The following is a 25,143-nucleotide window of genomic DNA, read 5'->3' as shown; positions in this document are numbered from 1 at the left end:
GTAGGTTAGAGCGCGTGAGCGCAGGCAAAAAAACGGGCCTATGCGGCCCGTGAGTTCACGCTCAAAGATTCCCCAGGCATTGCGCCAGGCCGATTGGCTCGGGCCGGAACAGCCGCGCATCCATCAGTTTCGGTTCGCGCACGATGGGGGCGAAGTCCATGCGCGCGAGGATGTCGCGCTCGATGTCCACGCCCGGCGCTACCTCGATCAGTTCCAGGCCTTCGATACTCAGGCGCAGTACGCAGCGCTCGGTGACGTAGAGCACCGGTTGGCCACGTTCGGCAGCCAGGCGCCCGGCGAAGGTGCGGTGCTCCACTTCGCTGACGAACTTGCGCAGTGCGCCGTCCTGGACGATGCGCAACTGGCCATCCTCGATGCGGATGTCCTGCGTACCGGCGCTGAAGGTGCCGACGAACACCACCTGCTTGGCGTTCTGGCTGATGTTGATAAAGCCGCCTGCCCCTGCCAGCCGGCTACCAAATTTGGACACATTGAGATTGCCCGCCGCATCGGCCTGAGCCAGGCCGAGGAAGGCGATATCCAGGCCGCCGCCATCGTAGAAATCGAACTGATAAGGCTGATCGAGCAGCGCGCTGTGGTTGCTTGCTGCGCCGAAGTCCAGCCCCGAGGCCGGCACGCCGCCGATCACGCCGGGCTCAGCAGTCAGGGTCAGGCGCTCGATCACGCCTTCTTCGGCTGCCACCGCCGCCACACCCTCGGGCATGCCGATGCCGAGATTCACCACCGCGCCGCTCTTCAGCTCCAGCGCCGCGCGGCGCGCGATCAGCTTGCGTACGTCCAGCGGCAGCGGTGCCAGGCTGTCCACCGGCACGCGGGTCTCCGCAGCGAAGGCCGGGTTGTAGGCGGTGGCGAAGGTCTGCTGATGGTTGGCCGGTTCGGCCACCACCACGCAATCCACCAGAATGCCGGGAATCTTCACCTGGCGTGGGTTGAGCGAGCCGCGCTCGACCACTCGCTCGACCTGGGCAATCACCAGACCGCCGCTGTTGCGCGCAGCCATGGCGATGGCCAGGCTCTCGATGGTCAGCGCCTCGCGCTCGAAACTGAGGTTGCCGTCGGGATCGCTGCTGGTGGCGCGGACGATGCCGACATGCACCGGAAAGGTCGGGTAGAACAGGTAGTCCTCGCCGTCGATGGGCATCAGCCGCACCAGATCTGCTGTGGTACGTGCATTGAGCTTGCCGCCGCCATGGCGCGGGTCGACATAGGTGCCGAGGCCAACGCGTGACAGTTGCCCCGGCTTGCCGGCGGCGATGTCGCGAAACAGCTGGGAGATCACTCCCTGCGGCAGGTTGTAGGCCTCGATGCGGTTATCCACCGCCAGCTTCTGCAGCCCCGGCACCAGGCCCCAGTGGCCGCCGATCACGCGGCGCACCAGGCCTTCATGGGCCAGGTGGTTGAGGCCGCGACCCTTGCCGTCGCCTTGGCCGGCGGCATACACCAGGGTCAGATCGCGCGGCGCCTGTTCAGCAACGAAGCGCTGTTCCAGAGCGATGGCAATCTGCTCGGCGAAGCCGATGCCGACGAAGCCGCCGGTGGCCAGGTTGGCGTTGTCCGGGATGCGCGCCACGGCAGCGGCGGCAGTCATGATCTTGCTCATAGCGGGTACTCATGCAAAACGGGGATTTGTAGGCGTGGCTAGGCGGTGTTCCGCTTCAGTCGCGAAAGTTGCGGGTGAAGCGGAGCCCCGCCCAGCGCTCCTACAGAGAACGTCAGAAGCTTCCAAACAGCGTGCCCAGGGTGATGACCACCGCCAGTGCCAGCATCGGGAAGGCCACGGTGTTGAAGAAGATGAACTTGTACGACTCGCGGTGGGTGAGCTTGCAGATCGCCAGCAGCGAGATCACCGCGCCGTTGTGCGGCAGGGTGTCCATGCAGCCGGACGCCATCACGGCCACCCGGTGCAGCAGCTCGGGGCTGATGCCGGCGGCGTTGGCCATCTCCAGATACTGCTCGCCGAGGGTCTTGAGGGCGATGGACAGGCCGCCGGAAGCCGAACCGGTGATACCGGCGAGGATGTTCACCGCCACCGCCTCGGAGATCAGCGGGTTGCTCGATACGCCCAGCACCAGGTCGCGGATGATGACGAACCCGGCCAGCGAGGCGATCACCGTGCCGTAGCCCACTTCGGCGGCGGTATTGAGGATCGGCAGCATCGCGCCGAACGAGCCTTCGTTGACGCTCCTCTTCAGATCCAGCCAGCGTTTCCAGTGTATGGCGATCAGCAGCACGATGGCCGCGGCCAGGGCGACGATGATCGACCAGATACCGATCAGCGAACGGGCATCCTGCAAGCCGCCATACTCCGGCTTGGCCAGGTAGCTGGCGTCGATATTGGGCAGAATCTGCTTGGCCATCAGGAAGTTCAGCGCGATCACCAGGAAGATTGGCAGCAGCGCCAGCCAGAAGCCCGGGGTGTAGCCGGTGTCCTGAACGACCGGGTCGTCCTTGTGTTGGCCATACCCCTCACCAGCCGCCTTCAGCTTGCGCGCCTGGCTGTTCAGCCACCAGGTACCGAAACCGAACATGATCAGCGCGGCGATCATCCCCAGGCCTGGCGCGGCGAAGGCGTCGGTGCCGAAGAACGGGTTGGGGATGGCATTCTGGATCGCCGGTGTGCCCGGCAGCGCGGTCATGGTGAAGGTGAACGAACCCAGGGCGATGGCACCGGGGATCAGGCGCTTGGGAATGCCCGCCTCGCGAAACAGCGCGGCGCCGATCGGGTACACGGCGAAGGCCACCACGAACAGGGATACGCCGCCGTAGGTGAGGATGGCGCAGGCCAGCACGATAGCCAGAATCGCCCGCTCGCTACCGACCTTGGCGACGATGCCGTGGGCGATGGCGCGGGCCGAGCCTGAGTCGTCCATCAACTTGCCGAACAAGGCACCGAGCAGGAACAGCGGGAAGAACTGGATCACGTAGCCGCCCATGGCCTTCATGAACACCTGGGTGTAGGTGGGCAGCAGCAGGGCGATGTCGCCGGCGAATAGCAGCGCCAGCAGGGCCAGCAGCGGGGCGAGGATCAGGACGTTGATGCCGCGATAGGCGAGGTACATCAACAAGGCGAGGGAAATCAGAATACCGAGGGTACCCATGGGTGGTTCCTTTTGTTGTTGTTCTACCGGCTCAAGGCCGCTTTATCGGGAAGGCGCAGAATCGGCAGCGCGCCTTTGTCGGATATAGAGCCAGAGTCGTGCCAGACCGGGGTGAGACTTTGGTCGATAGCCTCGAAAGGCTTGTGCGGTGAGGGTTTCAGGCGTTCATGACGAGCGCGGAGCCGTCAGGCTAGATGTAGGGTGGTGTCCATTTTTCTGGATTAAGTCCAGATTCTTGGATTTTATTTGAGGCGAATTCCAGAAATATGGATTCGCAGCCCGAATGCTATTAGGGAGTTTTGTGGTGCCTGATCCCGGATTTCATCCGGGCTACGTAATTGCGGCCGGCACCGGTACCTGTAGGAGCGGCTTTAGCCGCGACTGTGACGAAGCAGCAATCGCGGCTGAAGCCGCTCCTACAAGGAAGCCATACGTAGGGCGGGTGAAACCCGCCAACTGTCTTTATGCCGCGCTGTAGCCCGAATGCAATCCGGGTTTTTTAGGTGCCTATCCCCGGATTTCATCCGGGCTACGCAATTGCGACCGGCAACGGTATCTGTAGGAGCGGCTTTAGCCGCGAAGGGCTGTGGAGAGCATCGCGACTAAAACGGAATGTCGCCCAGTCGCTCCTACGACAAACGAGGTGAGATCAGCCTCGGCGCCCCAGCCCATGCTGCGCTAGCTTGGCGTAAAACCCGGCGCGGGAAATCCCCAGGCGTTCAGCGGCCAACTGGCGATTACCATCAGTGGCTGCCAATGCCGCCAACAGCGCCTGGCGTTCGGCCTGCGCCAACTGCTCGGCCAGCGTCTGCGCTGTGCTCGTCACCACTGGCATAACGGGCGCGGGCTCGCTCGGTGCGACCGGGTCGACCAGCAAACCACGCAAGGCCTCGCCATCCACTCGTCCATCGACGGCCAGTTGCGCCCGCTCCAGCAGATTGCGCAACTCGCGCACATTACCGCGCCAGGGCTGCGCGCAAAGCAGGGCCAGGGCATCGTCGCTCAGCTCCAACGGCGCCAGGCCGGAGCGGTTGGCCAGGTCATCGAGCAGGTGTTCGATCAACGCGGGTATATCGCTGGCCCGTTCGCGCAGCGGCGGTACGCGCAGCGCCAGCACGTTGAGTCGGTAGTAGAGATCGTCGCGGAACTGTCCAGTCGCCACCTTGGCTTCCAGATCGATATGCGTGGCCGCGATCACTCGCACGTTCAGCGGCTTGACCTGATTAGAGCCGAGCGGCTCCACCTCCTGCTCCTGCAGCACACGCAACAGCTTGGCCTGCAAGGGCAGCGGCAGGTCGCCGATCTCATCGAGAAACAGGGTGCCGCCGTTGGCCACCTCGAACTTGCCGATCCGCGCCTTACGCTCTGCGCCGGTGAAGGCGCCCGGTGCGGTGCCGAACAGCTCGGCTTCGACCAGGGTTTCCGGAATCGCCGCGACGTTGACCGCGACGAATGGGCCGTTGGCCCGTGGCGACAGGTTATGAATGCCCTGCGCCAGCAGCTCCTTGCCGGTACCGGTTTCCCCCCGGATCAGCACTGTGGCATCGAGCTGTGCGGCGCGGCGTGCCTGACGCTTCACCTCGCTGGCCGCCGTGCTGGCGCCGATGAACCCGGCGATGGTGTAACGTGCCCGGCGCGCCTTGGCCAGCTCATGCTGGGTGGCGAGCAACTGCGTCTGCAGGTTGTTGTACTTGGCCATCAGTGGCTTGAGGTGACGGGCACGGTCGAACAGCACGAAGCCCAGCGCGCCGACCAGGGTGCCGTCCTCATCGCGCAGCGGAATCCGGGTGACCACGAAATGTTCGCTGCCGAAGGCCATCAGATCGAGCATGCTCGGCTGGCCGCTTTCCACCACCTCACGCAGGCGGCTGGCCGGCAGCACCTCCTCGATCTCCTTGCCCAGCGCCGTGCGCGCATCGGCGATGCCGACCTTCTGCGCGTACTTGTCGTTGATCCAGACGATGCGCGCCTGGCGATTGACCGCGATGGTGCCCTCGCATTGAGCGTCGAGGTGGTCGAACAGCAGCGGCATGGCCACCGCACGGAACCGCTCGGGCGACACACCGATGATCAGGCCGTGCTGGTCGAGATCGTCGCGGGAAATGGCCATGGCGGCTCTCCGAAATCAGGTCTCGGCGATTATGGGAGGGGCCCTGCGCCGCGAGCAAGGCAGTGCACCTGAGGGTTACGGCTTCTCGGGTGTTGGCAAATGGCGTAAACAGCCGTTTGATTCAGCTACGGCTAATGGCTCCCCGACGTCTATAGTTGCGTGATGGTGAGCGGGGAGGGCCGCGCACCGACCACGGCGGTGCTGGACATGAAAATGGTCGATGGCAAGCAGAACCATGACAGGGACATAGGCGCGGGGCATTGCGAAGGGTTACGTGAAGCAGGCAAGCGCGCCTTGATGCGCACCATCCTGCTCGCCACTGGTTTGACCCTGGGCGGGTTTTCCATCCTGCAGGCTTTGGCCGGCAACTACCCCTTCGCCATTCTCGAGGTGCTGTGCACGGCCATCCTGCTGTTCGGCGCCTGGCGTATCGAGCACGCTCGTCATCTGTACCTGTGGATCTACCTCTACCTGATCCCCACCTTCAGCTTCATTCTCTACATCATCATCATGCCGGGCGCCTCATCGGCAGCTTTCGTCTGGCTGTACATGATTCCCCTGCTGGCCTACCTGCTGCTGGGTAAGCAGCGTGGTTTTCTGCTGGCCGCCCCTTTCATGCTTGCCGGGCTGCTGCTGTATTTCGCCGACAAGCACCTCAGCCTTGATACCAAGGGCCTGATCGACCTGGGCAACGCGGCCCTGTGCGGCATTCTGATTCTGGTCTTCGTGCATATCTACGACGGCTTGCGCATGCAGGCCTACGAGGAGCTGGAGCGCCTGGCGCAAACCGACTCGCTGACCGGTGTCGCCAGCCGCGGCAGCTTCCAGCACGCCCTGCAGCGCAGCATTCAGGAGGCGGAACGCAGCAGTGGGAAGCTGGTGCTGGTACTGCTCGACGTCGACCATTTCAAGCAGGTCAACGACCAGTGGGGGCATGACGCAGGGGACATGGCGCTGCGGCATATCTGCCAGATTCTGCAGCAGCGGCTGCGGGTTACCGATTTCCTCGGGCGGCTAGGGGGAGAAGAGTTCGGCCTGCTGTTGCGCTACACCGACGCGGCAGGTGCTTACTCGATGGTCGAGAAACTGCGCCAACAAATCACGGAACAGCCACTGGAATACGACGGTCAGCAGATTGCCCTGTCTGCCACGTTCGGCCTGGCCGCCTGGCCCATGGATGGCCGCGGCGCCGCCGAGCTTTACCGGGCAGCGGATCGCCGTCTCTACAGTGGTAAACAGCGGGGGCGTAATCAGTTGGTCAGTGCCGACCCAGTGGGGGAGCTGTTGCTGGACAAGTTCGACGTACGTCTCTGAGGCGGTCGGGCAATCAGGTCGAACCTATCGCCGGGCAGGGCAGTCGGAACCAGTAAGCCATCGATAGCGGAGATGCCGCCATGTACAACTGGGATCTGATCGAGCGCCTGCTCCACGAAGTGCAGAACGGTGCCGGCAAACCGTTCGCACCGCGCCGTTACGCCGAAGACCTGGCCGAGGAGCTCGACCAGGCGGGCGAGAGCGTCGACAACCTCGACCATTTGCGCGCCGAGGCCGCCCGTTACGAGGCTCGCTTGCTGGAAAGCGGCTTCATCGAACCGCGCCCGGAAGAAGAGGGCGGCAACGGCGAGAACTTCGTGCTCACCCCACGCGGCGCGCAGTTGCTCAGCATGCTCGATAGCAGCATCCCCGGCAGCGAACGTCCACGCGATGTCCTCGACGAGGCCGGTGATACAGCGCTGACGCCCGAGGTCTTCGACCGAATCGCGCCGAAGGCCAATCTCAGCGAATGAGTCTGAGCGGACATGAAAAAGGCGCGCAATGCGCGGCTTTGAAGGTGGTGGGCAGCAGGTTTTTGTTGGGGCCGTCTGGAATGCGAAACGGGGGCGATGAACTGGCGATACGCTGCCTCGTTTAGTCGCCGTCTGTGTTAGCGAACCCACCTTCTGAAGTTGCATTACCGCGAGAAGTAATCGTCGTTACTTGGTTGTTCGGGGTTCAACGCGTTGCCCCAGCTCGGAGAGCCCCTTGCCACCAGCGCGCCAACCACGAGCATGGTTTGCGCGGCGCTGGCTGAACCTGCCGATGGAAGCGCGGCAACTCGTCCAGGGCGATCCACAACTCACCCTGCCACTCCAGCAAACTGACCTGCTGGTTATCCCAGGCCATCAGGCAGCGCGACGGCTCATGAGCTGCTTCCGCCTCACTGTCGCGCAGCGCCGGCAAAGCAACATGACTAAGCCAACGACGCAGATGACGGTTCTCCGGATGCGAGAAGCGCCACAATGCCCTGTACATGCCCGACTCACTGAGCACCTCCACCGCCTCCAACTCCCCGCTGGCCAGTTGGAAGTGCACCACCCGCACCTGATCGGCATCCATCAGCCGACAGATCCGCTCCGGATGGCGATGGCCCAGCAAGCGCGCAAACTCCCGGGCACAGACCCACGGCTGGCGGTCGATCATCACGCCGCGTAGCGGGCGGTTATGCCGCATCAGCAAGATGGGGATGTAGGCGTCTTCCATAAGGCCTCCCGGCTGTCAGTCGATAATGGCAGGTGGGTTCGAGCATGCGGGCAGGGGAATGCACACGCATAGCGTGTCTAGGGCGAACGGCTTTTGATACCCTGCCAGAACTCAGATTTATAAGGTTCCAATCTTGGAACTAATGATGGTTCCAAGATTGGTACCTGTCAAGGGGGTTAAATTGGATTTGCCGGCAAAAATGAAGGCGATACGAGCCAAGGAAAACCTGACCCAGGAAGATTTTTGCCGGGAAGTCGATATCAGCTTGAGCAGCTGGAAGAAATACGAAGCCTCAATCACGGACATGGGGCTGGCTCCGTTCCTCAAGGTCGCTAACCACCCGCGCTTTAAAAAGTACGCACTGTGGCTGACAACCGGAGAAACGGCCCCGGAGTGCGGACAGATCAGCCCGCTTTGAGGCTTTGGCTGTGGATCAAAGGATTATGAGTTGCCTAGAAACGCTGCAAGCCCGGTGAAATCGTGCGTAGCTTAGGGCAGGTACAGTTAGCTGAAAGTAGCGTCGTAGAGCGGGTTAAGCGTAGTTTAGCGTAACCTGCAAAAGCTGGGCACTGTACCGCCAGTGTACTGTTTTTTGTACCGTGAAACGGTCAGGTTTTGCTTTTCCATCGGACGATGACTGCGCAGATGCTGTTGATTGTGTTGCGGATCAAGAGTTGAAACCTATCGCCAACGCAGTCGCGAATTGCGATTGGTGGTAAATCGCTATATGGCCGAGTAGTGTCGTTTCTTGGGCTTGAGCAGCGTATTTGCTTCGCCCATTGAAATGGTCGTGTATACGTTACATCCACTCTGACTTGTGACGTATACCAAACATGGACTATGCCCTTATCGCAACACGCCTTGGCGACGAGGTCCGCCTGCGCCGCCTAAATCGCGGGCTGACTCAGGCTGCGCTTGCCTCCCTGGCCTCTATCACCCGGCAAAAGGTTATCGCTATCGAGAAGGGTGACCTCTAGGTGGGCATGATGGCCTAGGCACGAGTCCTGGGTGCCTTGGACTGTGAGCTTGCGGTTGTGCCTGCAAGAATGCCCACGCTGGATGAAATCCACGAAGTGTTTAATTGATGACAGACGTGCAGCAAATGGAATTCACAAAGTGACCCGCACGAGCAAAGCAGGTTTAGCATCTTGAGAAGGTTTGAGGGGGAGCCTCAGGCTCCTTTAGCCCGGCGGTAAATTTCATTGGTATTTATGTTAGTTAAAGATTGTCTGGGAGATCGCCGTTCTCTAAATAGTCAATGAGATCTTTGTCTGCAAGCGCAGATCGATAGAAAACAGCTTCCCAGCAGTTTATTGATTTGTCTTCTTCGCTCTGTAATAGTATTTCAATAATTTCGCCCAGACCTACGCGCCCTCCTTTGTCTCGATGCCTTTTGGCAGACTTCAGTAAGTGCACATACTTTGTATTACAGAATTTTTTGAGTCTTAGGGTAAGGTCGATCCCGATAGCGTGTTCATTTGCGAGTTTTAGTAGATCTGGCTCTATATCGTCATTCATGACTATCGAGAACTTCGGGCTGTTATATGGGGGTTGAAAAGTAATTTTGTATAATGGTGTAGTGACTTCATCAAAATACGGATGGATGTACTTTTTTGAGCCGTTGTTAGTTTTGTATTGTGTCCCTTTAGCTTGTTGGCATTCGAAACACATGGGGGTGAGGTTTAGCAGTAGTACAGAAAGTTCAGGAAATTCATCTTTAGGGAGGTAGTGGTCTAGCGTCCCTGGAATACCTGCTTCTCCACAAGACGGGCAGCAGATAAGTCCATGTTCTCTACGCATTTTAGATAGTATCTCGTGCGGGGTTTTTCCTTGTTGTGGGCTATAGAGGCCTATGAGTGATTTCTTTCTATCTTCGGCCTCATCTTCATCTTTCGTATAAAGTAGTAAGTCTAAAGCGGCTATTTTTTCTGGATTGCCTTTGTGTTTAATGTATATTTCAATGCTCTTCTGCCAATCGTTTTTTATGCGTTGGTAGAAGTCTAGGTGCCGCTTGCGCTCATCCAAGATTCTCAAGAAAACTTCTATGGAGTCATCCTTGGGAGGGGGTATATTAGCGACCACTACCAATCTCCGAATTTAGAAGTTTTATTATTATTTCCTCATTAATTTCTCGTCCTAGCGCTGATATCAAGGAATTCGCACTGCCATATTCGGTTAGTTTCGTCTCTAACCATTCGTCAAATGGCTTGGATATTGAATCGTCACCGAAAACGTAAGTTGATATACGTTGCATATCACCTCCGAATGTTTCGAAGGGAGGATTGACAACGTCAAGCCCATCTTCAAGCTCTCGGAAAACATGGACGCATCTGGTTGGTATTTCTCTAGCTATTGCGAGTGAGTGCGTCGCTAGGATAGCTTTTGAACTGAATGCAGAGAGAACTTTTTTCAGCAAGGAAATGAATTCAATTTCTAGGGTTGGATGAAGAAATAGCTCTGGCTCATCAATTATTACAAGGCTATCCCTTTTAATTTCTCCGGCCACATTAATTACAATGTAGCAAAATAGCCGTTGCCCGGAACTAAGCTCGACAGGAATGCCGTTTTTTATAAAGGTAACGCCAGCTTGGTAGTTTATAGAGTTAGAGAAGTCGAAAAATTCAAGCGCGTCATAATTTTCCTGGTTTACTATTAGGTAATCATAGTCATTTATCGTTCGAAAGCAGTCTGGTAAGAAAGGATCGTCGTTATCGACTTCGTCAGTTAGCATAAGTGCTAGTTCGTCATACCCAATGGCTGCTTGCAATACACTATTTATAATGTTTACCTTGCCAATCCAGTTTGGCATGAAGCTAAATTTTTCGTCGTCAGCAAAGGCCTTAAGTAGTGAGTGCGCTGAATCACTAGCCGGTAAATTCCTACTGATGCCTATTCGCGACTCTCCGTCTCGCTCTATGTTTTGTCTGAATCCAAAATATTTGTAGGCAGTTTTGTCTAATAGGTTGGTATCTGAAAGATCAAGTGTGTACTCCTCGAATGGGCTGTACGATACAAGTATCAAACGGGAAATGTTTGGTGTCTCATCGAACGGCTCATGGCCGGTTTTGTCGAGCTCTTTCTTACTTCCTTTGTCTACACCAAGCCAGTATTCAACTAAGGATTTTAAACAGTGGGATTTTCCGACCCCATTCGGGCCAATTAAAACATTTATGTCGTATGGAAGTAGTTTTGAGTTGAACTCGAATGAGACCTTCTGTGAGCCGCCATTACGCTTTTCTAGGTTAAGAGAGAAATTCTCTATCGCAGAGTTTCTGCCATGGTCAAAGATCAGCCATCCGTCGCTATATGATTTTCTTGCGCCAGCTTCTCTTAGTAATGAGTTTTTGAATTCATCTTTCTCAATTAGCTTTATGGCTTTTTTATCATGCTTAATGTTCTTTAGGTATCCGGCGTCACGGATTGATTCCATTACTTTTATGGTTGATTTGATTCCTATTTTTCCGATCAAGGCTGAGTATAAGTCTATATCGCTAGGTACTGAAATATAGTCGCTTCCTGGTATGGGGAAGTAGCCATCCCAGCCGTTCGATATTTTTTCATTTAGATGCTGTGCTGTAAAATTTGAGTCGCTGAGCAAGGTTTTTAATGAAAATTCGAGTAATTTTTCGCCTTCAAAAAATAGAGCGGCGTTCAGTGTTGTCTTTGAGCCAAAGTCATCCCAGTTGTTATATGAAAGTGTTAGGATATTTTGCTCTGACTTTGGTCTGCTTGGCGGTCTATTCCAAGAGCTTCCGGTTTGATAATATACTTTCATATTTTTAATTCTGGCTTAAAGCGTTGCAGAGGAGTTGTTTGATTTGGCTACGGCCATAGTCATGCTTCATCGAAGTAGTCACTATCCAGCTTCGGTAGCTTGAGTAAGCGTGAAGTCACACCTACCTCGTGATCCATCATCAGATTGACCAGCCGACTGCCATCAACCAGCACCATGCCTTCTACGGAGCGGGAGAAGTCGATTGCCTGTGCGGTGAAGCCTGAGGTGGTAATAAATACGCCACGCTTTGCCTTTTGCCCTGCAAGAGCGCCATAGAAGGCCTGCAGCTCTGGCCTGCCTACTGTTCCCTGCCAGCGTTTGGCCTGGACGTAGACTTTTTCCAGGCCGAGTTTGTCGAGAGATATCACTCCGTCGATACCGCCATCACCGCTGCCGCCGACGCGCTGCAGATCGTTGCGGCTAGCGCCGTAGCCAAGGCTGTGCAGCACATCCAGCACGATGACTTCAAAGCGGTTGGGGCTGACTTGCAGAAGGTTATCTAGTAGGTCTGCAGCCGTTGCCTCGCGTAGCTCACGTAGAGCCTGTTCCAGGCGGTCGTCAGGGCTAACAGTGGCTGAGATGAGTGCCGGTACAGGCCGTTCTTGCCCATCGAGGGGGATAGCGTCGGTCAGGCTCTTGAGTTTCACGTCCATAAAGCCGATGGCAAGCTGCTCGACCTTATCCGCCGTCAGAGGGGCGGGGTGCTGTGCGGCATAGGTAATGCCTGCGTCGGTCAGCTTCCAATACCCACGCTTGGCACTGCTGGACAGGCCAGCGCGTTTGAGGCGGTCATGGGCCCAGCCTGCTCGGTTCTTGTACGTGGCCTGGCCGCTGGCAATCAGCTCTTGGCGCTGTGCTTCCGACAGGTTCAGCGCATCAGCAGCTGCTTCATGGGCGTCACGTGCTGTCGCGCCTTCTGGCGTGGCGGCCAAGTAGCGCAGGATCGGCTCAATAAACTGGTCGTAGGTTGGGACGGACATTGCGACTCCAGGCGCAGGGGGCATGACAAGTATTTCAGTTATTTTTACTAGGTTGAGTTGCTTGTTTTTTAGCGCTTGCTAAGTCGACGAAATACTGTCCATATGTGAGTGCTGCAGCGATGATGGCGCATATAAAAAATATGCCTGTCATGGATGCTTGTTTTATTAGCTCTACATTTATTGAGCTTGCAGAGAAGTAAGAAGATAGCGCTGCCCCCGCTAGCGTGAATGTGATCCATGAAATAAAGTTTAGTCTTTCATCTTTGAGGTAGAGGGCTTTGTTCTCTCTGCTGAGTGTGCGACTTCTGCCTATTAAAAGAAGGTGAGTGATGTGTAATGCTCCTGATGTTAGTAGGAGTATCGGGATTAGATAAAGTACATCTTCTATGTTGTTTAATGTTGATCTAATAGTTGATATTTGGTCTTCACGGGTTTCTATTTTTACTGAATCCATGCTGGATAGAGAAACTTGCATGGCATACAGCGTTCCAGCCCAGCAGCCGACAAACGTAGATGTAAAGGTGTATATAGCGGTTTTTATTTTTTTGATTGTGGGGATCACCGTGGAGCTCTCCTGATACTTTTTCTCAAAGGCTTTGCATGGATCGACATTTGGGAAACGCCGAACATCCCCAAAACTGCTGCCCCGCTTTCGCCCCTGATTTCACGGTGCGAATCAGCAGCGCACTGCCGCATTTCGAGCATTGCCGCTCGGCTGTCGGATCGCTACGGCGCTTAAGGTTCTGCACATGCTCGCGATGTGTGGCGAGGGTCGGCGCGCGGCGGCCGGTTTGCAGGGCATGCAGCATGGCGTCGACTTCAGCCTCGCTGAATACCTGCTGCTGGAATGACTGGATATAGCGGATAAAGCCGATGCCTTGAGTGACGTTGGCCGGTACTTCGGTTTTGAAGGTGCTGCCGCCCACGAATGTGATGACCGAATGCAGGTGCTCGGGCTTGACGCCGAGGGTGGCTTCCAGCGCTTTGAGGTGTTTGTAGTTCTGCCGCAGCGGGTTCTGGAATTTGAAGGTGCGTTTGTAGAGCTTCTGCGTCCACTGCGCCTGCTTTTCACTGCCGAAGATCCAGCCGCTCATGCTCTTCGTTTCGAGCGCGAAGATGCCGTAGGGCGAGAGGAAAACGTGGTCGATCTGCGTGGTGCCGTCCTGCGTGTTCAGGGTGACGTTGTGCAGGCGGCGGTAGGTTTGCTTGTCCAGCCGCCAATGGGCGAACAGGCGCACCAGCAGTTCACCGATCTGCCCCTTGGCCCAGGGCGATTTAAGCAAGCTGATCAGTAATATCGCTGGAACCAGCCAGAACAGGCTGTCGATAAGCGGGCGAAGAATGAGGCCGACGTCCATATTTTCTTCCGTGAGCAAAGCTGCTTAAGTGGCGCTCGTGGTTCGAGCGAGCAGGCGTGCCGAAATCCAATTGCCTGGCACTGATCCGGATAATGGCTAATTGCTTCCAATGGCTCAAGGGGATCGCGACCATTGTCCTATGGTGCGATGACGCACCAAGGGGCTGACACGCTTGGCTCAGGTGCTCAGCGTGCTATCTGGTAACGCGTACTGCGCCCACCACCGGGCAGCCGCTCGATGCAGCCCTTTTCCAGCAGGTCGCTCAGGTGACGAGTCGCGGTGGCTTTGGAGACTTTGGCCACGGCCTGGTATTGCGACGCGCTGATGCCGTCCTCGAAACCCTGTTCGCCGCCATCGAGCAGGCGGTTAAGCACTTTGACCTGCTCCGCCGATAGCGTTTGGTTGCGGTGGGCCTGCCAGAAGCGCGCTTTGACCAGTACACGATCAATCCGAGCAAGCGCCTGCTCCAGGCTGTTGAGCAAGGTTGCGAGAAACCACTGCAGCCAGTTGGTGATATCCAGCCCACCCTTCTGACTGGCTTCGAGGATGCGGTAGTAACCGGCGCGGTCGTCGAGGATGCTCGCCGACATGGCGTAAAAGCGGATGGCCTGCTGCTCGCCCTGAGCCAATGCAAGGTCAGTGATAGCGCGGGTGAGGCGGCCGTTGCCGTCATCGAAGGGATGCAGGGTCACGAACCAGAAATGGGCGATACCGGCGCGCAGAAAGGGATCGAGGCTGGCATCGCTGCGGCTGCTCTCGAACCAGGCGAGAAAGTCTGCCAGTTGCGCTTCCAGCCCTGTGCGGGGAGGGGCTTCGAAATGGATAGTCGGGCGGTCGATTCGGCCGGAAACCACCTGCATGGGCTCTTCGCCACGCAGTGCGCCGATGTGTAACGGTCTAGCCAGCAGTTGGTCATCGCTGGGGAATAGCCAACGATGCCAGGTGTAGAGTCGCTGTTCGTCCAGCGGTTGTTGGTGCGCACGGGTGGCATCTAGCAGTAGTTCCGCCAGGCCTTCGGAGCGCGACGTGGTGCGGCCTTCTTCATTCAATCCCAGGCGCCGCGCCAACGACGAGCGCACCGAACCAACATTCAGCTGTTCGCCCTCGATGGCTGAAGAGGTGACGATGTTTTGCAGCATGGCATCCAGGCTGCTCTGCACTTCGGTGTCACTGCCCACCGCGCCAAGCATCCCCAGCAAACGCCCCTGGGCCTGAGCGCAAGCGCGCAGCAGCGGTGCAAGTGCTTCGGCTTGCCAGCTGAAGTGTGGCCAGTCGGGCTGCTGCCAGATCCAGAGCGGGTCGTTCATGAGGAGTATCGATGAGCCGATTAGCGAGCCTATTCGGCTCATTCAGTGAGCCGATAATGCCGGCTATTCGGCTCACTGTCTAATCAGGTTCAGTCTCGGCTTTATAGTTTGGGCCTACCGCTATTGCTTCACTTCGAGTTTATAAAGCCGTTCTACGGCTTGCCCTGTGCATTGGGTGCCGAAGGTGCTCCCGTATACCAGCACGTCATATGTGCCGGTCTTGGTCGGTGTCCCGTGGATGACACCATGCTTTTCTCTTGTTTCATGGCTCAAGACTAGTCCTTCAGGCAGAGGGTTGGCTGGAGCCACCAACAGTCTGCTGATGGGCGTGCTTGCGTCGATCACATCAATCCGAACGCTATAAGGTGCTCCCGCTCTGGCTGTTGGAAGTTCTGTAGGTACTAATTTGGGGGGTGGTCTGGTAGCGCAGCCCACAAGTACATTGGCAAACATTACTGCTTCACAGCCAGACAACATCATCACTAATCCGCCAATGACGAATGATCTAAATCTCATGTGCATTTCCTTCTGCGCAATGGAATTTGTGAGGGGGTTATAGGTTTGGCATAGGGCCGATTGGGTGCGGGACTACCTGGGATGAGATGGGTTGATCCGGGACAGCCAGGCGCGGCGCGGGTTTGGGCGCAATGCCAAAAGCCGGGCCTATGCCAAAGGGCTGCGAAGGTCGGAACGGGTCGGGCGACCCTGATAGCCCTTGTTTTGCAGCCCATTTGGCATAGCCGATGTCAGATCAGCCAGCCGCCAGCCCACACCGCGCGGCCGATGATCTGGAGTTCACCCAGGCGCTCCTTGGGGACGGTCATCGGCTGGTAAGCCTTGTTCTCGCTAATGATCTGTATAGCCCCATCAAACTGGCGTTGGAGCCGCTTGGCGTATAGATGGTCATCCAGCATGAGCACATAGACACCCTCGGCCTCAAGGGTGTTGCGGCTCTCGTCAATCATCACCGTATCGTCGTCATCCAGCAGCCCCAGCATCGAATCCCCGTCATTGCGTAGACACGACAGAGTGGCGGGGTTAAGCCCCTTCTTGCGCAGCGAGTAGCGCGTAAACGCTAGATGCGTGAGCACGCGCGCGCGCTCGTTCCATGAACCATGTCCCGAGCTGCAACGCGCATCGTAGAGCGGGATATAGGCGTACTTGTCCTCTTCCGGCTCAGCAGGCTCGGCAGGCCTTGTCTCGTACCGGCCGTACATGTCCCCTTCACCGGTAGCGATCCAATCCAGTGACGCGCCCTTTGCCATAGCGAGGCGAGCCAGTGAGTCGAAGGCTGGCATGCCTTCCTCTGCCAGCCACCGTTGCAAGGTTGAGACAGCTACTCCAGCGGTCGATGCAGCCTGTTTACGGGAATCGAACAGGTCAGCTATCGCTTCAATGCGTGTTCCGATTCCTGCGCGAGGAAAAGGAACTGAATTTGCGTCTTCTTTGTTTGGTTCCGATTCTTCGTAACTCATTGATTTCTCGCAGATTTATCTAAAAATCTTCCATGAAGTCGCACAAACGGGAATCGGAACCGCAAAAACGGGCTTTGATCGCTCCCGTATTTGCGTTATGTTTATGCCCAAGGACAGGTTAGACGTCCCAAAAAAGCCACTCGAAAGTGGCGTAATTAGGACAAGGGCATGAACATTACCGACATTCCAAAAGACCCCGCCCTCCGCTGGGAGTGGATCAAGTTCCAGCTCCGCGCGGCGGGTTCCTCCCTCGCCATCGTGGCTCGCTCGCTAGGGCTCAGTGCCCAGGCTGTGAAGAACGCCAAGCGCCAGCCATACCCAAGCGTCGAACGTGCCATCGCCAAGGTTCTCGGGCTGAAACCGATTCAGCTCTGGCCGGAGCGCTGGAACGAGGACGGATCGCCTCATCGCCAGCGGCCGAACCGCGCGGAATCTGTGGGGCCGCAATTGCGAAAGCATAACCCAGCTCATGACCTTGGGCACCGTAAAACAGGAACGGAGGCTTGAACATGCGTCACGGAAAAGATGACCGCACGCTAGACATCTTCGATGTTCCCCAGCCGAAGCTGGCAGTACCCGGCGAGGGCAACTACGCCGCAGAGGTGAGCCTGATGGTTGGGCTACTTCTCAAGGGTCAGGATCGTCGCGAGCTTGCCGCGCATATGTCGCGCTTGTCCGGCGATGACGTGAGCAAATACATGCTCGACGCCTGGGCGAGCCCGGCCCGCCAGGATCACAACATCCCCTTCTACCGCGTCCCGCTCCTGGAGCAGAGCTGCGACAGCCACGACCTGACAGATTGGCTGGTCGAGCAGCGTGGCGGTCGCGCCTCTTATGGCACAGAAGCGCTCGATGCCGAGCTGGGGCGTTTGAAGCGCCAGGCCGCCGACTTCACCCGCCGCGCCCGTCACCTGGAGAAACTCATGGGGGTGCGGAAATGACCAGCATCCCGCAAAACCTTCTGGACGATCTGCGCCACGCCAAAGAGTTCTATGACTGCTGCGTTGCTGAAAGCGCAGCCGGGCACAACGACGCCGAGACAGGCACTTTCCGCGATGCCGAGGATTGGCTCCGTAGTGCCGCACTGAACCTGGGCACATTCCTTGTGAGCGGCGAGGTGCCCAATGCGTAAGTGGTTTACCTCTGCCGAGCTGGCAGGCCTGGACGGCATGCCCAGCACCGAACGCGGCGTGCGTAAACATGCTGAGCGCGAGGGCTGGGAAGGCCAACGCCGCCTCGGCTCCAAAGCCATCGAGTACCCGTTCGGGTGGCTTCCGCCCGAGACACAGGCTGCCTTGTTGGCACGCATGGTTGGCCAGGAAGAGCCGCAACCGGAACCGGTGCAGGAGCAAAAACCGTGTGAGCGTGACGTGCTTTCGGCGTCACGCTTTAGCGATTCGCAACGCTCCGTCATGCAGGCCCGCCTGTCGTTCGTGCGCGAAATCGAGCGCATGAGCAAGGGCGTATCCCAGCAGCGCGCAGTCATGACCCTGGTCGGCCTGGCCCGCGATGGTGACCTACCGCCGTACCTGGCCGAGCGCGTTGTCCGCGCTAACGACCGCAAGACGGCCGACCGCAGCCTTAGCGAACGTACCCTCAAGCGCTGGCTGTCCGACTACCGCCGCGACGGCGAAGCCGGCTTGGCGCCTGTGCGCCGTCAGGCTGACATGAGCGTGCCTGCTTGGGCGCCCGACTTCCTGCGCCATTTCCAGCGGCCTACCAAGCCCAGCGTCGAGTCGGCCTATGCCGAATATGCCGCGAAATGCACAGGCGACCGCCCGAGCATTCATCAAGTGCGCCGTTTCCTGAAAAAGCTCAGCGCGGAGGCCCGCGAGCGTGGCCGCCGTAGCCCGCAGGAGCTGAAAGCGTTACAGCCCTTTAAGCGCCGCGACACCCGCAGCATCATGCCCGGCGACGTCTACACGGCGGACGGTCACAAGTTCGATGCCGAGGTACTGAACCCGCGCACCGGCAAACCGTACCGCCCGGAAACTACCACCGTACTCGACGTGGGCACACGCCGCGCCCTGGGCTATTCCATTGGCGAAGCCGAGTCGACAGTCGGCGTTGTCGATGCCCTGCGTGATGCCGTGAAACGTGGCGGTATGTTCGCCGTGTTCTACGTCGACAACGGTTCGGGCTTTGCCAACGACACCGTACGCGAAATCGTCGACCGTCTCGGCGGCACCATGACCCATGCGCTGCCCTACAACAGCCAGGCGCGTGGCTTGATCGAGCGTGCCCACCAGTCCATTTGGGTGACGGCTGCCAAGAAGCTGCCGAGCTACATCGGCGCCGCCATGGACAAGCACGCGGGCACTGCGGTGCACAGGATCAGCCGCAAGCAGTTGCGCGAGGTCGGCACCACCGCACTGATCCCGACCTTTGCCGAGTTCATCGCGGGCGTCGAGTTCGAGCTAGAGGCCTACAACAATCGCCCCCACCGTGGCCTGGCGAAAATCCGCGACCCGCAGACGGGACGCATGCGCCACATGAGCCCGAACGAAGCCTGGCAGGCCGCCATCGACAGCGGCTGGGAACCCATGCTGGCGCCGGCCGAGCTGGTCGATGACCTGATGCGCCCGCAAGTGATCCGCCCAACCCGCCGTGGCGAAATCGCCTGGGCCGGCCAGCGCTACTTCCTCGACAGCTTGCGCGACCTACACGGCGAAGAGGTGCGCGTGGCCTACGACGTGCGCGATGCATCCCGCGTTTGGGTGCGCACCCTGGAAGGTCACCTGCTCGGCGAGGCGCTGCTCGATGGCAACGCCAGCGACTACATGCCGAAAACCATGATCGAGCAGGCCTACGAGCGCCGCGAACACGGCCAGATGAAGCGCGCAATCGACAAGCTGGAAACCGTGACCGGCAAGCGTGTCGAGCTGCTCGTACCGACTACCGCACCAAGCGCCAACCTGGAGCCGGCTCAGTTGGCCACCGCCCAGCAATACGCCGCCCTGGCTCTAGATGCCCAGGCCGCCGCGTTCACCGTGCCGGGCGACCCGATGGCCCGCTACGACCTTTGGCAGAGCCTCAACGAACGCCACCTCGCTGGCGCAACCCTCACCGATGACGAAGCCCGCTGGCACAAGCGCTACCCGGCCCACCCGGACTTCGCCTCGATTCAACGCATGTATGACCAATTCGCGGAGCCGGCAACGGCCCGCGCTTGACCTGGGGAGTAACACCTATGAGCGTTTCCAAGATCGTTCCTTTGACCAACGTCGGCCTCCTGGCCAGCGCCATTGACCGCGCCCTGCAACGCCCGCTCGGACTGCCCGGCCTAGTCGTCATGTTCGGGCCGAGCGGCTTCGGTAAGTCCGTTGCCGCCGCCTGTGCGGCAAACCAGCACCGCGCTTACTACGTCGAGTGCCGTGATAGCTGGACTAAGAAGGCGTTTCTACTCGCCATCCTGCGCGATATGGCGATCACCCCCGCCCGCAACATCAGCGAGATGGTTGACCAGATCGCCGAGCAGCTCAGCCTGAGCGGCCGGCCGCTGATCGTCGATGACGTGCAATACCTCCTGGACAAGAGCGCGGCCAACGTCCTGACCGACCTCTACAACGCCAGCCAGGGAACCATCATCCTGATCGGTGAAGAGAAGGTAGCCACCAGCCTGGCCAAGCTGGAGCGCCTGCATAACCGTGTGCTGGAGTGGGTGCCCGCCCAGGCTGCCAACCTGACGGACGTCAAGCGCCTGGCCGACGCCAGTTACCCGAACCTGCGCCTGGCAGATGACCTGCTGCAAGACCTGAACCACCACGTTAAAGGCTGCCTGCGCCGGGTAGCGGTCAACCTGCACCGCGTGAACAGCGAGGCCACCGCGTCCGGCCTGGAGGAAGTCGACTTGACTACCTGGGGCAAGCGCGGCTGGTTCACTGGCGCAGCTCCTGCGCGGAGGGTTGCTTGATGGCAACCGGACGCAAAGCGATTCACCTGGAAATGCGTGGCGGGAAAAACAACCGGCAACGCGTGTGGGAAGCCATCCGCTCTGCGGCCGAGAGCTTCACCAGCGCCCAGGTCGCAAGAAAGGCCAGGGTCGATCACGCCACTGTCCGCACCTATCTCCAGGGGCTGATGAAGGGTGGCTATGTGACGGTGATCGGCGGCGGACGCACAGACGGGCGCTTTGAAGAGCAGACCCTCACCCTTACCAATGATGTCGGCGCCGAAGCCCCAGCAGTCACCCGCGACGGCAAGGCGAGCACGGCAGGTACAGGCACAGAGGCTATGTGGCGAACGCTGCGAATCCTGGGCGAGTTGGATGCGCAGGAGCTGGCTAATCAGGCCTCGATTGCAACGCCGACCACGCGTAGCACAGCCATGCGCTACCTCCAGTGGCTGGTGCATGCCGGCTATGTCCAGATCGTGAGCAAGGGCGCGCCGGGCAAGCCGGCTCGTTACCGCCTCATTCCCCAGCGCTACAGCGGCCCGCGCCCGCCAATGATTCAGCGTATCGGCCAAGTGTTCGATCCGAACCTGGGCAAGGTCGTTTACCGCCAGCCCGAGCCGGAGGGCGACGAATGAACCAGGCCGCCCGCGTAGACCTTTCGGCCTGGGGCGAACAGCCGCCGCTGTTCGTCAGCCTGCTGGCCCGTGAGGTCGAGAACAGCAACCGCACCAAGGCGGCCGGCCGCATCGGTATGAGCCGCACAGCCGTAACCCTGCTGTTGCAGAACCGCTACCCGTCACCAAGCACTGAGCATGTTGAGCGCCGTGTGATGGACACCCTCGGCCGCATTGATTGCGTGGTGCTGGGCGAGGTGATCACGGCCGAGCAGTGCCAAACAAACCGCGATAAACCAGCACCGACACATAACCCGCATGCGATGCAGCACTGGCGTGCCTGCCAGCACTGCCCGCAGAACCCTCGCTGTGCAGCAAAGGAGCAACGCCATGGCAGCCACTGAGCCGCGCCCGCTGAAAGTCCTGACAACTGCGCTGGCAACCAGCCTGCGCGACTTCAACGCAGCAGCTCGCCACCTACAGGGCATGGGTGTGCGACTGCTGCAAATCCTGCCGACCGAAAACCGCTTGGAGATAGGCCCGGAAGATGGCGAGCGCCTACTCGAAAAGCGCCTGACTGACGGCGGCTATCAGGCTCACCGCTCTGCCGGGAGCACGCGTTACACCGTGCTTTTTGAGGGGGTAACCCTCGAATGGCGCCGCCCCATCAGCTACCTCGACCTTCAAAAAAAGACCTTCCACTGAGGAACCGAACATGACCGCACAACAGACCATTCCCGCAGGCTACCGGCAAGACGCACAGGGTCGCCTGATCCCTGAGAGCATGATCAAGCCCATCGACGTCGAGCGTGACCGGCTAGTGCGCCACCTGATAGACCGTGCCAGTGAGCTGAACAGCCTGCTGGCGGACTTCAAGGCCTCGGCCTTTGGTGACGTGCGCGCCTTTATCGAGATGAGTTTCGAAGAGTACGGCGCCAAGCTCGGCGGCAAGAAAGGCAACGTCACCCTGCTCAGCTTCGACGGCAGCTACAAGCTACAGATTGCCGTGCAGGACTCCATCAGCTTCGACGAGCGTCTGCAGGCTGCCCGCTCACTGATCGATGAATGTTTGGCCGAGTGGACGGAGGGCGCCCGGCCGGAAGTGGTCACGCTGGTCAATGACGCCTTCCGTACAGACACCAAGGGCGAAATCCGCACTGCCCGCGTGCTGGCTCTGCGCCGCCTGGAGATCGCAGACGAGCGCTGGCAGAAGGCAATGAAGGCCATTGGCGAGGCGTGCCAGGTGACCAGCTCCAAGGAGTACCTGCGTTTCTACGAGCGCATTGGTGACAGCGACATGTATCGCCCGATCCCGCTCGACCTGGCTGCGATTGCGCTGCCTGCGGAGCAGCCCCTGCAACCGGCGCCGGGGGTGCACTGATATGAGCACTTCCATTGTCGAGTTCACAGACAACGGCCAGGACTTCCTTCACTGGGTGGTTGACGCCGAGGGTGTGGTGATCGACTCACGCCCTTTTCAGGCCGACGTCTGGAAGGGGTTGAAAGTGACCAACCTGGCCAAGCTCAAGGCGGGCAGCGTTATCGAATACCGCCACCATGGCCGCGCGGGTTGCATCAGTCACCTGGTGCGGTCGGTGGTTCCAGTCGTGCCGACCGAGGTTGCAGTGCGGGTCAACGGCATTGCCGGGTACGTGACCAGTTCCATTCGCGGCAAGAAAGTCTCCTGCACTCACAGCGACGAGTACGCAGTTCAACAGCTCGCCAAGAAGCTGTTTCCAGATCGTTCTAGCACTGTCGAGCGCGTGCCGTTCAAGGCAGACGGTCACATACACAGCAAATGGCGAATCACTCCTGAGGGGGCTTGAAATGACCAAGTTCTATGCAGTCTGCGACATCAGCGGGGCAATCAGGATCACCGACGAGCAACCCAGCGAGGGGCAATTCGCCCTTGCCGTTGGGGAGTTTGATGCGGTGATCGAAACCATCGCCAAGACCAGCGATGGATGCACCGTCAACCAGGTTCCTGGCGTGGAGCCTAATGGCGATACCCGCGCAAACCTGGGCGCCATCGCCCGATACATCCAGGTGCTGGGCACACTTGAAGTGCCGGGCTTTCGGGCGCTGGGGGCTTAGGCATGACCAACAAAGTGACATTCACCCTGGAAGAGAAAGACGGCGAAGTGTGCTTGACGCTCGATCTGCGCGAAGCCGCGCGCAACAGCAAGTCCGGGCAGTTGGCAAACACCCTTTACAGGCTGGCGGTACAAGAGGCCTGGATCGACAAACTGCCAGTCTGCTACCGGAATCAGGTACTGAACACCATCCACTAAGCGAAACCGCTCCGGTTGGCCGGGGCGGTCTGCCCAGCGTGGTGGCTGGGTACTGACGAGCAGCCGAGGAATCTATGCAGCAACAAGACTGGGACGATCTGAAACAGCAGATGGCCAGCCCATACGGGTACATGAAATTGAAGTGCGACCAGTTCGAGGTGGCGCTTTCTCAGGAGGTCGATTCCAAAGGCCGCAAATGGGCTACCTCCGTCTATGTCGACGGAGTCTTTAAGGGAGCCTGGTGCTCAGCCGACGAGAAAGGCGAAGCGAAGCACGAAGAAGGCCGGCGTTTCCTGCGCAAAGTCACTCGTCGCATGCACAGTGCCAAGAAGGTGGAGGCTTACCGCAAGGCCTTTGGAAAGCGTGAGGCCAACAAACTTGCGGCAGAGGTCTACACCTACTACCTCCCATCCTGGAACAGCTTCAACAGCCTGAAAAAGCACCTGCTAGCCAACAACACCAGCATCGAGCGAATCCACTAAGCGAAACCTAGCCCCACCAGGGGCGAAGGTCTGCCGGGCGTGGTGGCCCGGTACTGATGAGCAGCCGCAATGAATGAATCGACACAAGACCGCAGACGCCGATTGAGCCGCGCTCGCTCGGCCCGTTACCGCAAGAACAAGCGCGACCAGGTGGCGCGGGTTAAAGGCGTCAAGTTCAAGGGCGTCTTTGGTGCAGGAACCATGGCCGACCTAGAGCACATCCGCGCCGAGTGTGGGTGCCAGAACATCGAGGAGACGATTGCGCTGATGGTTCGATTCGTCGCGGCATCCGTTCGCCTCGATCCGCTAGCAGTCCGCGCCGCCATGAATCCGAGGAACCCGGTATGAGCACAGGTAAGACGAAAATTCAGATCGCCCGCCGCCAGCTCGGCCTGGACGATGAAACATACCGCGCGATCCTCAAGCGCACTGCCGGTGTTGAGTCGTCCAAAGACTTGAACCCGCGCCAGATCGGTCGCGTGCTTGTCGAGCTGGAGCGCCTCGGCTTCAAGCCCAAGGCATCGACAGGTCGCGCCAAGCCGAAGCCCGCAGCAGAGCGCGCTAAGTTGGTCGGCAAGATCGAGGCGCAACTGGCTGAGGCCGGCCGCGCCTGGGAGTACGCCGACAGCCTGGCCAAGCGTATGTACCAGGTCGAGCGTCTGGAGTGGTGCGACACCGACCAACTGCGCGGCATCGTTACTGCGTTGGCGCTAGACGCCAAGCGCCACGGGCGGACGCTATGAAACTGGAACAGGCTCGCGACCTGCTGCCGCCGACCGTGCAACGCATTGCCGAGGTCGTCGGCCTGCCCGCCACGATGAAGCTGGTGGCCGAGCTGGGTGGCACGTCCTGGTTCTTTGCGCAAGGTGTCGGCCGCAATGGTCAGGCCCGTGTGGCGGCTTTGGCCGAGATCGTTGGCGAGGAAGCCGCCGAGAAGCTCGGGCGCTATGCCAGCGAGCGCGAGACGATCTACATACCCAAGTGCGACGCCGCATTGATCGCGCTGCGCGATGCCGAGATTCATCGCCAGTTTGAACAAGCGACGCGCGAGGGTGTCAGTGCAAATACCGTTGTCGCCGAGCTGGCCCGCACCTACAAGCTCAGCGACCGGCACGTCTGGCGCATTCTCAAGCGCCTGCCAGAGCTGGCGGCCCCGTCTACGCCCGACCTGTTCAACTGAGTTACTGACACCCGTCCGCTAATCCCCACATGCCGAT

At 59.0% G+C, this 25,143-nt stretch carries 31 protein-coding genes, 2 other RNA genes and 1 pseudogene; 22 read left to right on the top strand and 12 right to left on the bottom strand.

All coding sequences use genetic code 11. The features are described from left to right. Positions 1-61: 61 nt before the first annotated feature. The 3 genes from HS968_RS22885 to HS968_RS22875 all read right to left on the bottom strand — a co-directional run bounded on the left by HS968_RS22885 (position 62) and on the right by HS968_RS22875 (position 5,229). Positions 62-1,621 carry an acyl CoA:acetate/3-ketoacid CoA transferase gene (locus HS968_RS22885; RefSeq protein WP_182368802.1) on the bottom strand — a complete coding sequence of 520 codons (1,560 nt, stop codon included), beginning with the start codon at positions 1,619-1,621 and terminating at the stop codon, positions 62-64. Positions 1,622-1,733: 112 nt separating this feature from the next. Then, complete coding sequence (locus HS968_RS22880; protein WP_182368800.1) at positions 1,734-3,119, bottom strand: GntP family permease; 1,386 nt, start codon at positions 3,117-3,119, stop codon at positions 1,734-1,736. Between the two features lie 649 nt (positions 3,120-3,768). Next, positions 3,769-5,229 (bottom strand): sigma-54 interaction domain-containing protein, encoded by a 1,461-nt coding sequence (locus HS968_RS22875; RefSeq protein WP_182368799.1) that lies wholly within the window; start codon positions 5,227-5,229, stop codon positions 3,769-3,771. Positions 5,230-5,442: 213 nt separating this feature from the next. Here HS968_RS22875 and HS968_RS22870 point away from each other — a divergent pair, with 213 nt between their 5' ends. Together HS968_RS22870 and HS968_RS22865 are read left to right on the top strand one after the other, a co-directional pair. Then, positions 5,443-6,543 (top strand): GGDEF domain-containing protein, encoded by a 1,101-nt coding sequence (locus HS968_RS22870; RefSeq protein ID WP_182371675.1) that lies wholly within the window; start codon positions 5,443-5,445, stop codon positions 6,541-6,543. A gap of 80 nt (positions 6,544-6,623) precedes the next feature. Further along, complete coding sequence (locus HS968_RS22865) at positions 6,624-7,016, top strand: helix-turn-helix domain-containing protein (RefSeq protein WP_106738576.1); 393 nt, start codon at positions 6,624-6,626, stop codon at positions 7,014-7,016. A gap of 205 nt (positions 7,017-7,221) precedes the next feature. On the opposite strand, the gene HS968_RS22860 is transcribed toward HS968_RS22865, so the two are convergent. Continuing rightward, a complete protein-coding gene (locus tag HS968_RS22860) occupies positions 7,222-7,749 on the bottom strand; it encodes a BRO-N domain-containing protein (protein WP_182368798.1) in 528 nt (175 codons plus the stop codon). A gap of 145 nt (positions 7,750-7,894) precedes the next feature. Here HS968_RS22860 and HS968_RS22855 point away from each other — a divergent pair, with 145 nt between their 5' ends. Continuing rightward, entirely contained in the window at positions 7,895-8,167 is a 273-nt protein-coding gene (locus HS968_RS22855; protein WP_322790696.1) for a helix-turn-helix domain-containing protein, read from the top strand. Positions 8,168-8,582: 415 nt separating this feature from the next. Beyond that, positions 8,583-8,834: pseudogene (locus HS968_RS26455) on the top strand (helix-turn-helix transcriptional regulator). A gap of 133 nt (positions 8,835-8,967) precedes the next feature. Here HS968_RS26455 and HS968_RS22850 read toward each other — a convergent pair. From HS968_RS22850 to HS968_RS22815, 8 genes are all read right to left on the bottom strand, one after another. Further along, entirely contained in the window at positions 8,968-9,831 is an 864-nt protein-coding gene (locus HS968_RS22850) for a hypothetical protein (RefSeq protein ID WP_182368797.1), read from the bottom strand. After that, complete coding sequence (locus HS968_RS22845) at positions 9,821-11,524, bottom strand: AAA family ATPase (RefSeq protein ID WP_182368796.1); 1,704 nt, start codon at positions 11,522-11,524, stop codon at positions 9,821-9,823. Before HS968_RS22845 ends, HS968_RS22850 begins: the two co-directional genes overlap by 11 nt. Before the next feature lie 59 nt (positions 11,525-11,583). Beyond that, entirely contained in the window at positions 11,584-12,504 is a 921-nt protein-coding gene (locus HS968_RS22840; protein WP_182368795.1) for a restriction endonuclease, read from the bottom strand. Positions 12,505-12,538: 34 nt separating this feature from the next. Next, a complete protein-coding gene (locus HS968_RS22835) occupies positions 12,539-13,066 on the bottom strand; it encodes a hypothetical protein (protein ID WP_182368794.1) in 528 nt (175 codons plus the stop codon). A gap of 25 nt (positions 13,067-13,091) precedes the next feature. Next, positions 13,092-13,862 (bottom strand): nuclease-related domain-containing protein, encoded by a 771-nt coding sequence (locus HS968_RS22830; RefSeq protein WP_182368793.1) that lies wholly within the window; start codon positions 13,860-13,862, stop codon positions 13,092-13,094. A gap of 185 nt (positions 13,863-14,047) precedes the next feature. After that, entirely contained in the window at positions 14,048-15,169 is a 1,122-nt protein-coding gene (locus tag HS968_RS22825; RefSeq protein WP_182368792.1) for a Fic family protein, read from the bottom strand. Between the two features lie 120 nt (positions 15,170-15,289). After that, entirely contained in the window at positions 15,290-15,622 is a 333-nt protein-coding gene (locus HS968_RS26840) for a putative Ig domain-containing protein (protein WP_407681669.1), read from the bottom strand. 293 nt (positions 15,623-15,915) lie between these two features. Continuing rightward, positions 15,916-16,644, bottom strand: a complete 729-nt coding sequence (locus HS968_RS22815) for a LexA family transcriptional regulator (protein WP_182368790.1) — start codon at positions 16,642-16,644, stop codon at positions 15,916-15,918. A 168-nt stretch (positions 16,645-16,812) separates the two neighbouring features. Between HS968_RS22815 and HS968_RS22810 the strand changes: the two genes are divergently transcribed. From HS968_RS22810 to HS968_RS22725, 18 genes are all read left to right on the top strand, one after another. Continuing rightward, positions 16,813-17,151 (top strand): helix-turn-helix domain-containing protein, encoded by a 339-nt coding sequence (locus HS968_RS22810; RefSeq protein ID WP_182368788.1) that lies wholly within the window; start codon positions 16,813-16,815, stop codon positions 17,149-17,151. Positions 17,152-17,153: 2 nt separating this feature from the next. After that, positions 17,154-17,585, top strand: coding sequence for a hypothetical protein (locus HS968_RS22805; protein WP_182368787.1), 432 nt, complete (start codon positions 17,154-17,156; stop codon positions 17,583-17,585). Further along, positions 17,582-17,776: a hypothetical protein gene (locus HS968_RS22800; protein WP_182368786.1), complete on the top strand. Its 195-nt coding sequence runs from the start codon at positions 17,582-17,584 to the stop codon at positions 17,774-17,776. The genes HS968_RS22805 and HS968_RS22800 overlap by 4 nt, the downstream gene beginning before the upstream one ends. Further along, on the top strand, positions 17,769-19,817 hold the full coding sequence (locus HS968_RS22795; RefSeq protein ID WP_182368785.1) for a DNA-binding protein: 2,049 nt from the start codon (positions 17,769-17,771) through the stop codon (positions 19,815-19,817). Before HS968_RS22800 ends, HS968_RS22795 begins: the two co-directional genes overlap by 8 nt. Positions 19,818-19,834: 17 nt before the next feature. Further along, the gene (locus HS968_RS22790; protein ID WP_182368784.1) at positions 19,835-20,557 is read left to right on the top strand and encodes an AAA family ATPase; all 723 of its coding nucleotides are present in this window, start codon (positions 19,835-19,837) and stop codon (positions 20,555-20,557) included. Further along, the gene (locus tag HS968_RS22785) at positions 20,557-21,174 is read left to right on the top strand and encodes a helix-turn-helix domain-containing protein (RefSeq protein ID WP_182368782.1); all 618 of its coding nucleotides are present in this window, start codon (positions 20,557-20,559) and stop codon (positions 21,172-21,174) included. Before HS968_RS22790 ends, HS968_RS22785 begins: the two co-directional genes overlap by 1 nt. After that, on the top strand, positions 21,171-21,557 hold the full coding sequence (locus HS968_RS22780) for a hypothetical protein (protein ID WP_182368781.1): 387 nt from the start codon (positions 21,171-21,173) through the stop codon (positions 21,555-21,557). The genes HS968_RS22785 and HS968_RS22780 overlap by 4 nt, the downstream gene beginning before the upstream one ends. After that, positions 21,544-21,858 carry a hypothetical protein gene (locus HS968_RS22775; RefSeq protein WP_182368780.1) on the top strand — a complete coding sequence of 105 codons (315 nt, stop codon included), beginning with the start codon at positions 21,544-21,546 and terminating at the stop codon, positions 21,856-21,858. Before HS968_RS22780 ends, HS968_RS22775 begins: the two co-directional genes overlap by 14 nt. 10 nt (positions 21,859-21,868) lie before the next feature. Further along, a complete protein-coding gene (locus HS968_RS22770; RefSeq protein ID WP_182368779.1) occupies positions 21,869-22,534 on the top strand; it encodes a DUF3164 family protein in 666 nt (221 codons plus the stop codon). Between the two features lies 1 nt (position 22,535). Beyond that, entirely contained in the window at positions 22,536-22,979 is a 444-nt protein-coding gene (locus tag HS968_RS22765; RefSeq protein WP_182368777.1) for a hypothetical protein, read from the top strand. 1 nt (position 22,980) lies between these two features. After that, positions 22,981-23,247, top strand: a complete 267-nt coding sequence (locus HS968_RS22760; RefSeq protein WP_182368776.1) for a hypothetical protein — start codon at positions 22,981-22,983, stop codon at positions 23,245-23,247. Positions 23,248-23,249: 2 nt separating this feature from the next. Beyond that, positions 23,250-23,444 (top strand): hypothetical protein, encoded by a 195-nt coding sequence (locus HS968_RS22755; protein WP_182368775.1) that lies wholly within the window; start codon positions 23,250-23,252, stop codon positions 23,442-23,444. After that, an RNA gene (locus tag HS968_RS22750) (hammerhead ribozyme type II) lies at positions 23,443-23,513 on the top strand. The genes HS968_RS22755 and HS968_RS22750 overlap by 2 nt, the downstream gene beginning before the upstream one ends. Before the next feature lie 5 nt (positions 23,514-23,518). Then, complete coding sequence (locus tag HS968_RS22745; RefSeq protein ID WP_182368774.1) at positions 23,519-23,926, top strand: hypothetical protein; 408 nt, start codon at positions 23,519-23,521, stop codon at positions 23,924-23,926. After that, an RNA gene (locus tag HS968_RS22740) (hammerhead ribozyme type II) lies at positions 23,925-23,996 on the top strand. The genes HS968_RS22745 and HS968_RS22740 overlap by 2 nt, the downstream gene beginning before the upstream one ends. Next, positions 23,996-24,274, top strand: coding sequence for a hypothetical protein (locus tag HS968_RS22735; RefSeq protein ID WP_182368772.1), 279 nt, complete (start codon positions 23,996-23,998; stop codon positions 24,272-24,274). The genes HS968_RS22740 and HS968_RS22735 overlap by 1 nt, the downstream gene beginning before the upstream one ends. Further along, positions 24,271-24,669: a gp16 family protein gene (locus tag HS968_RS22730; protein WP_182368771.1), complete on the top strand. Its 399-nt coding sequence runs from the start codon at positions 24,271-24,273 to the stop codon at positions 24,667-24,669. Before HS968_RS22735 ends, HS968_RS22730 begins: the two co-directional genes overlap by 4 nt. Next, a complete protein-coding gene (locus HS968_RS22725) occupies positions 24,666-25,106 on the top strand; it encodes a Mor transcription activator family protein (RefSeq protein WP_182368770.1) in 441 nt (146 codons plus the stop codon). The genes HS968_RS22730 and HS968_RS22725 overlap by 4 nt, the downstream gene beginning before the upstream one ends. Positions 25,107-25,143 lie beyond the last annotated feature (37 nt).

The organism is Pseudomonas berkeleyensis, from assembly GCF_014109765.1.
Taxonomy (GTDB): Bacteria; Pseudomonadota; Gammaproteobacteria; order Pseudomonadales; family Pseudomonadaceae; genus Aquipseudomonas; species Aquipseudomonas berkeleyensis.
The sequence above is the reverse complement of the archived record's forward strand: the minus strand, read 5'-3'. Positions and strand labels throughout refer to the sequence as shown.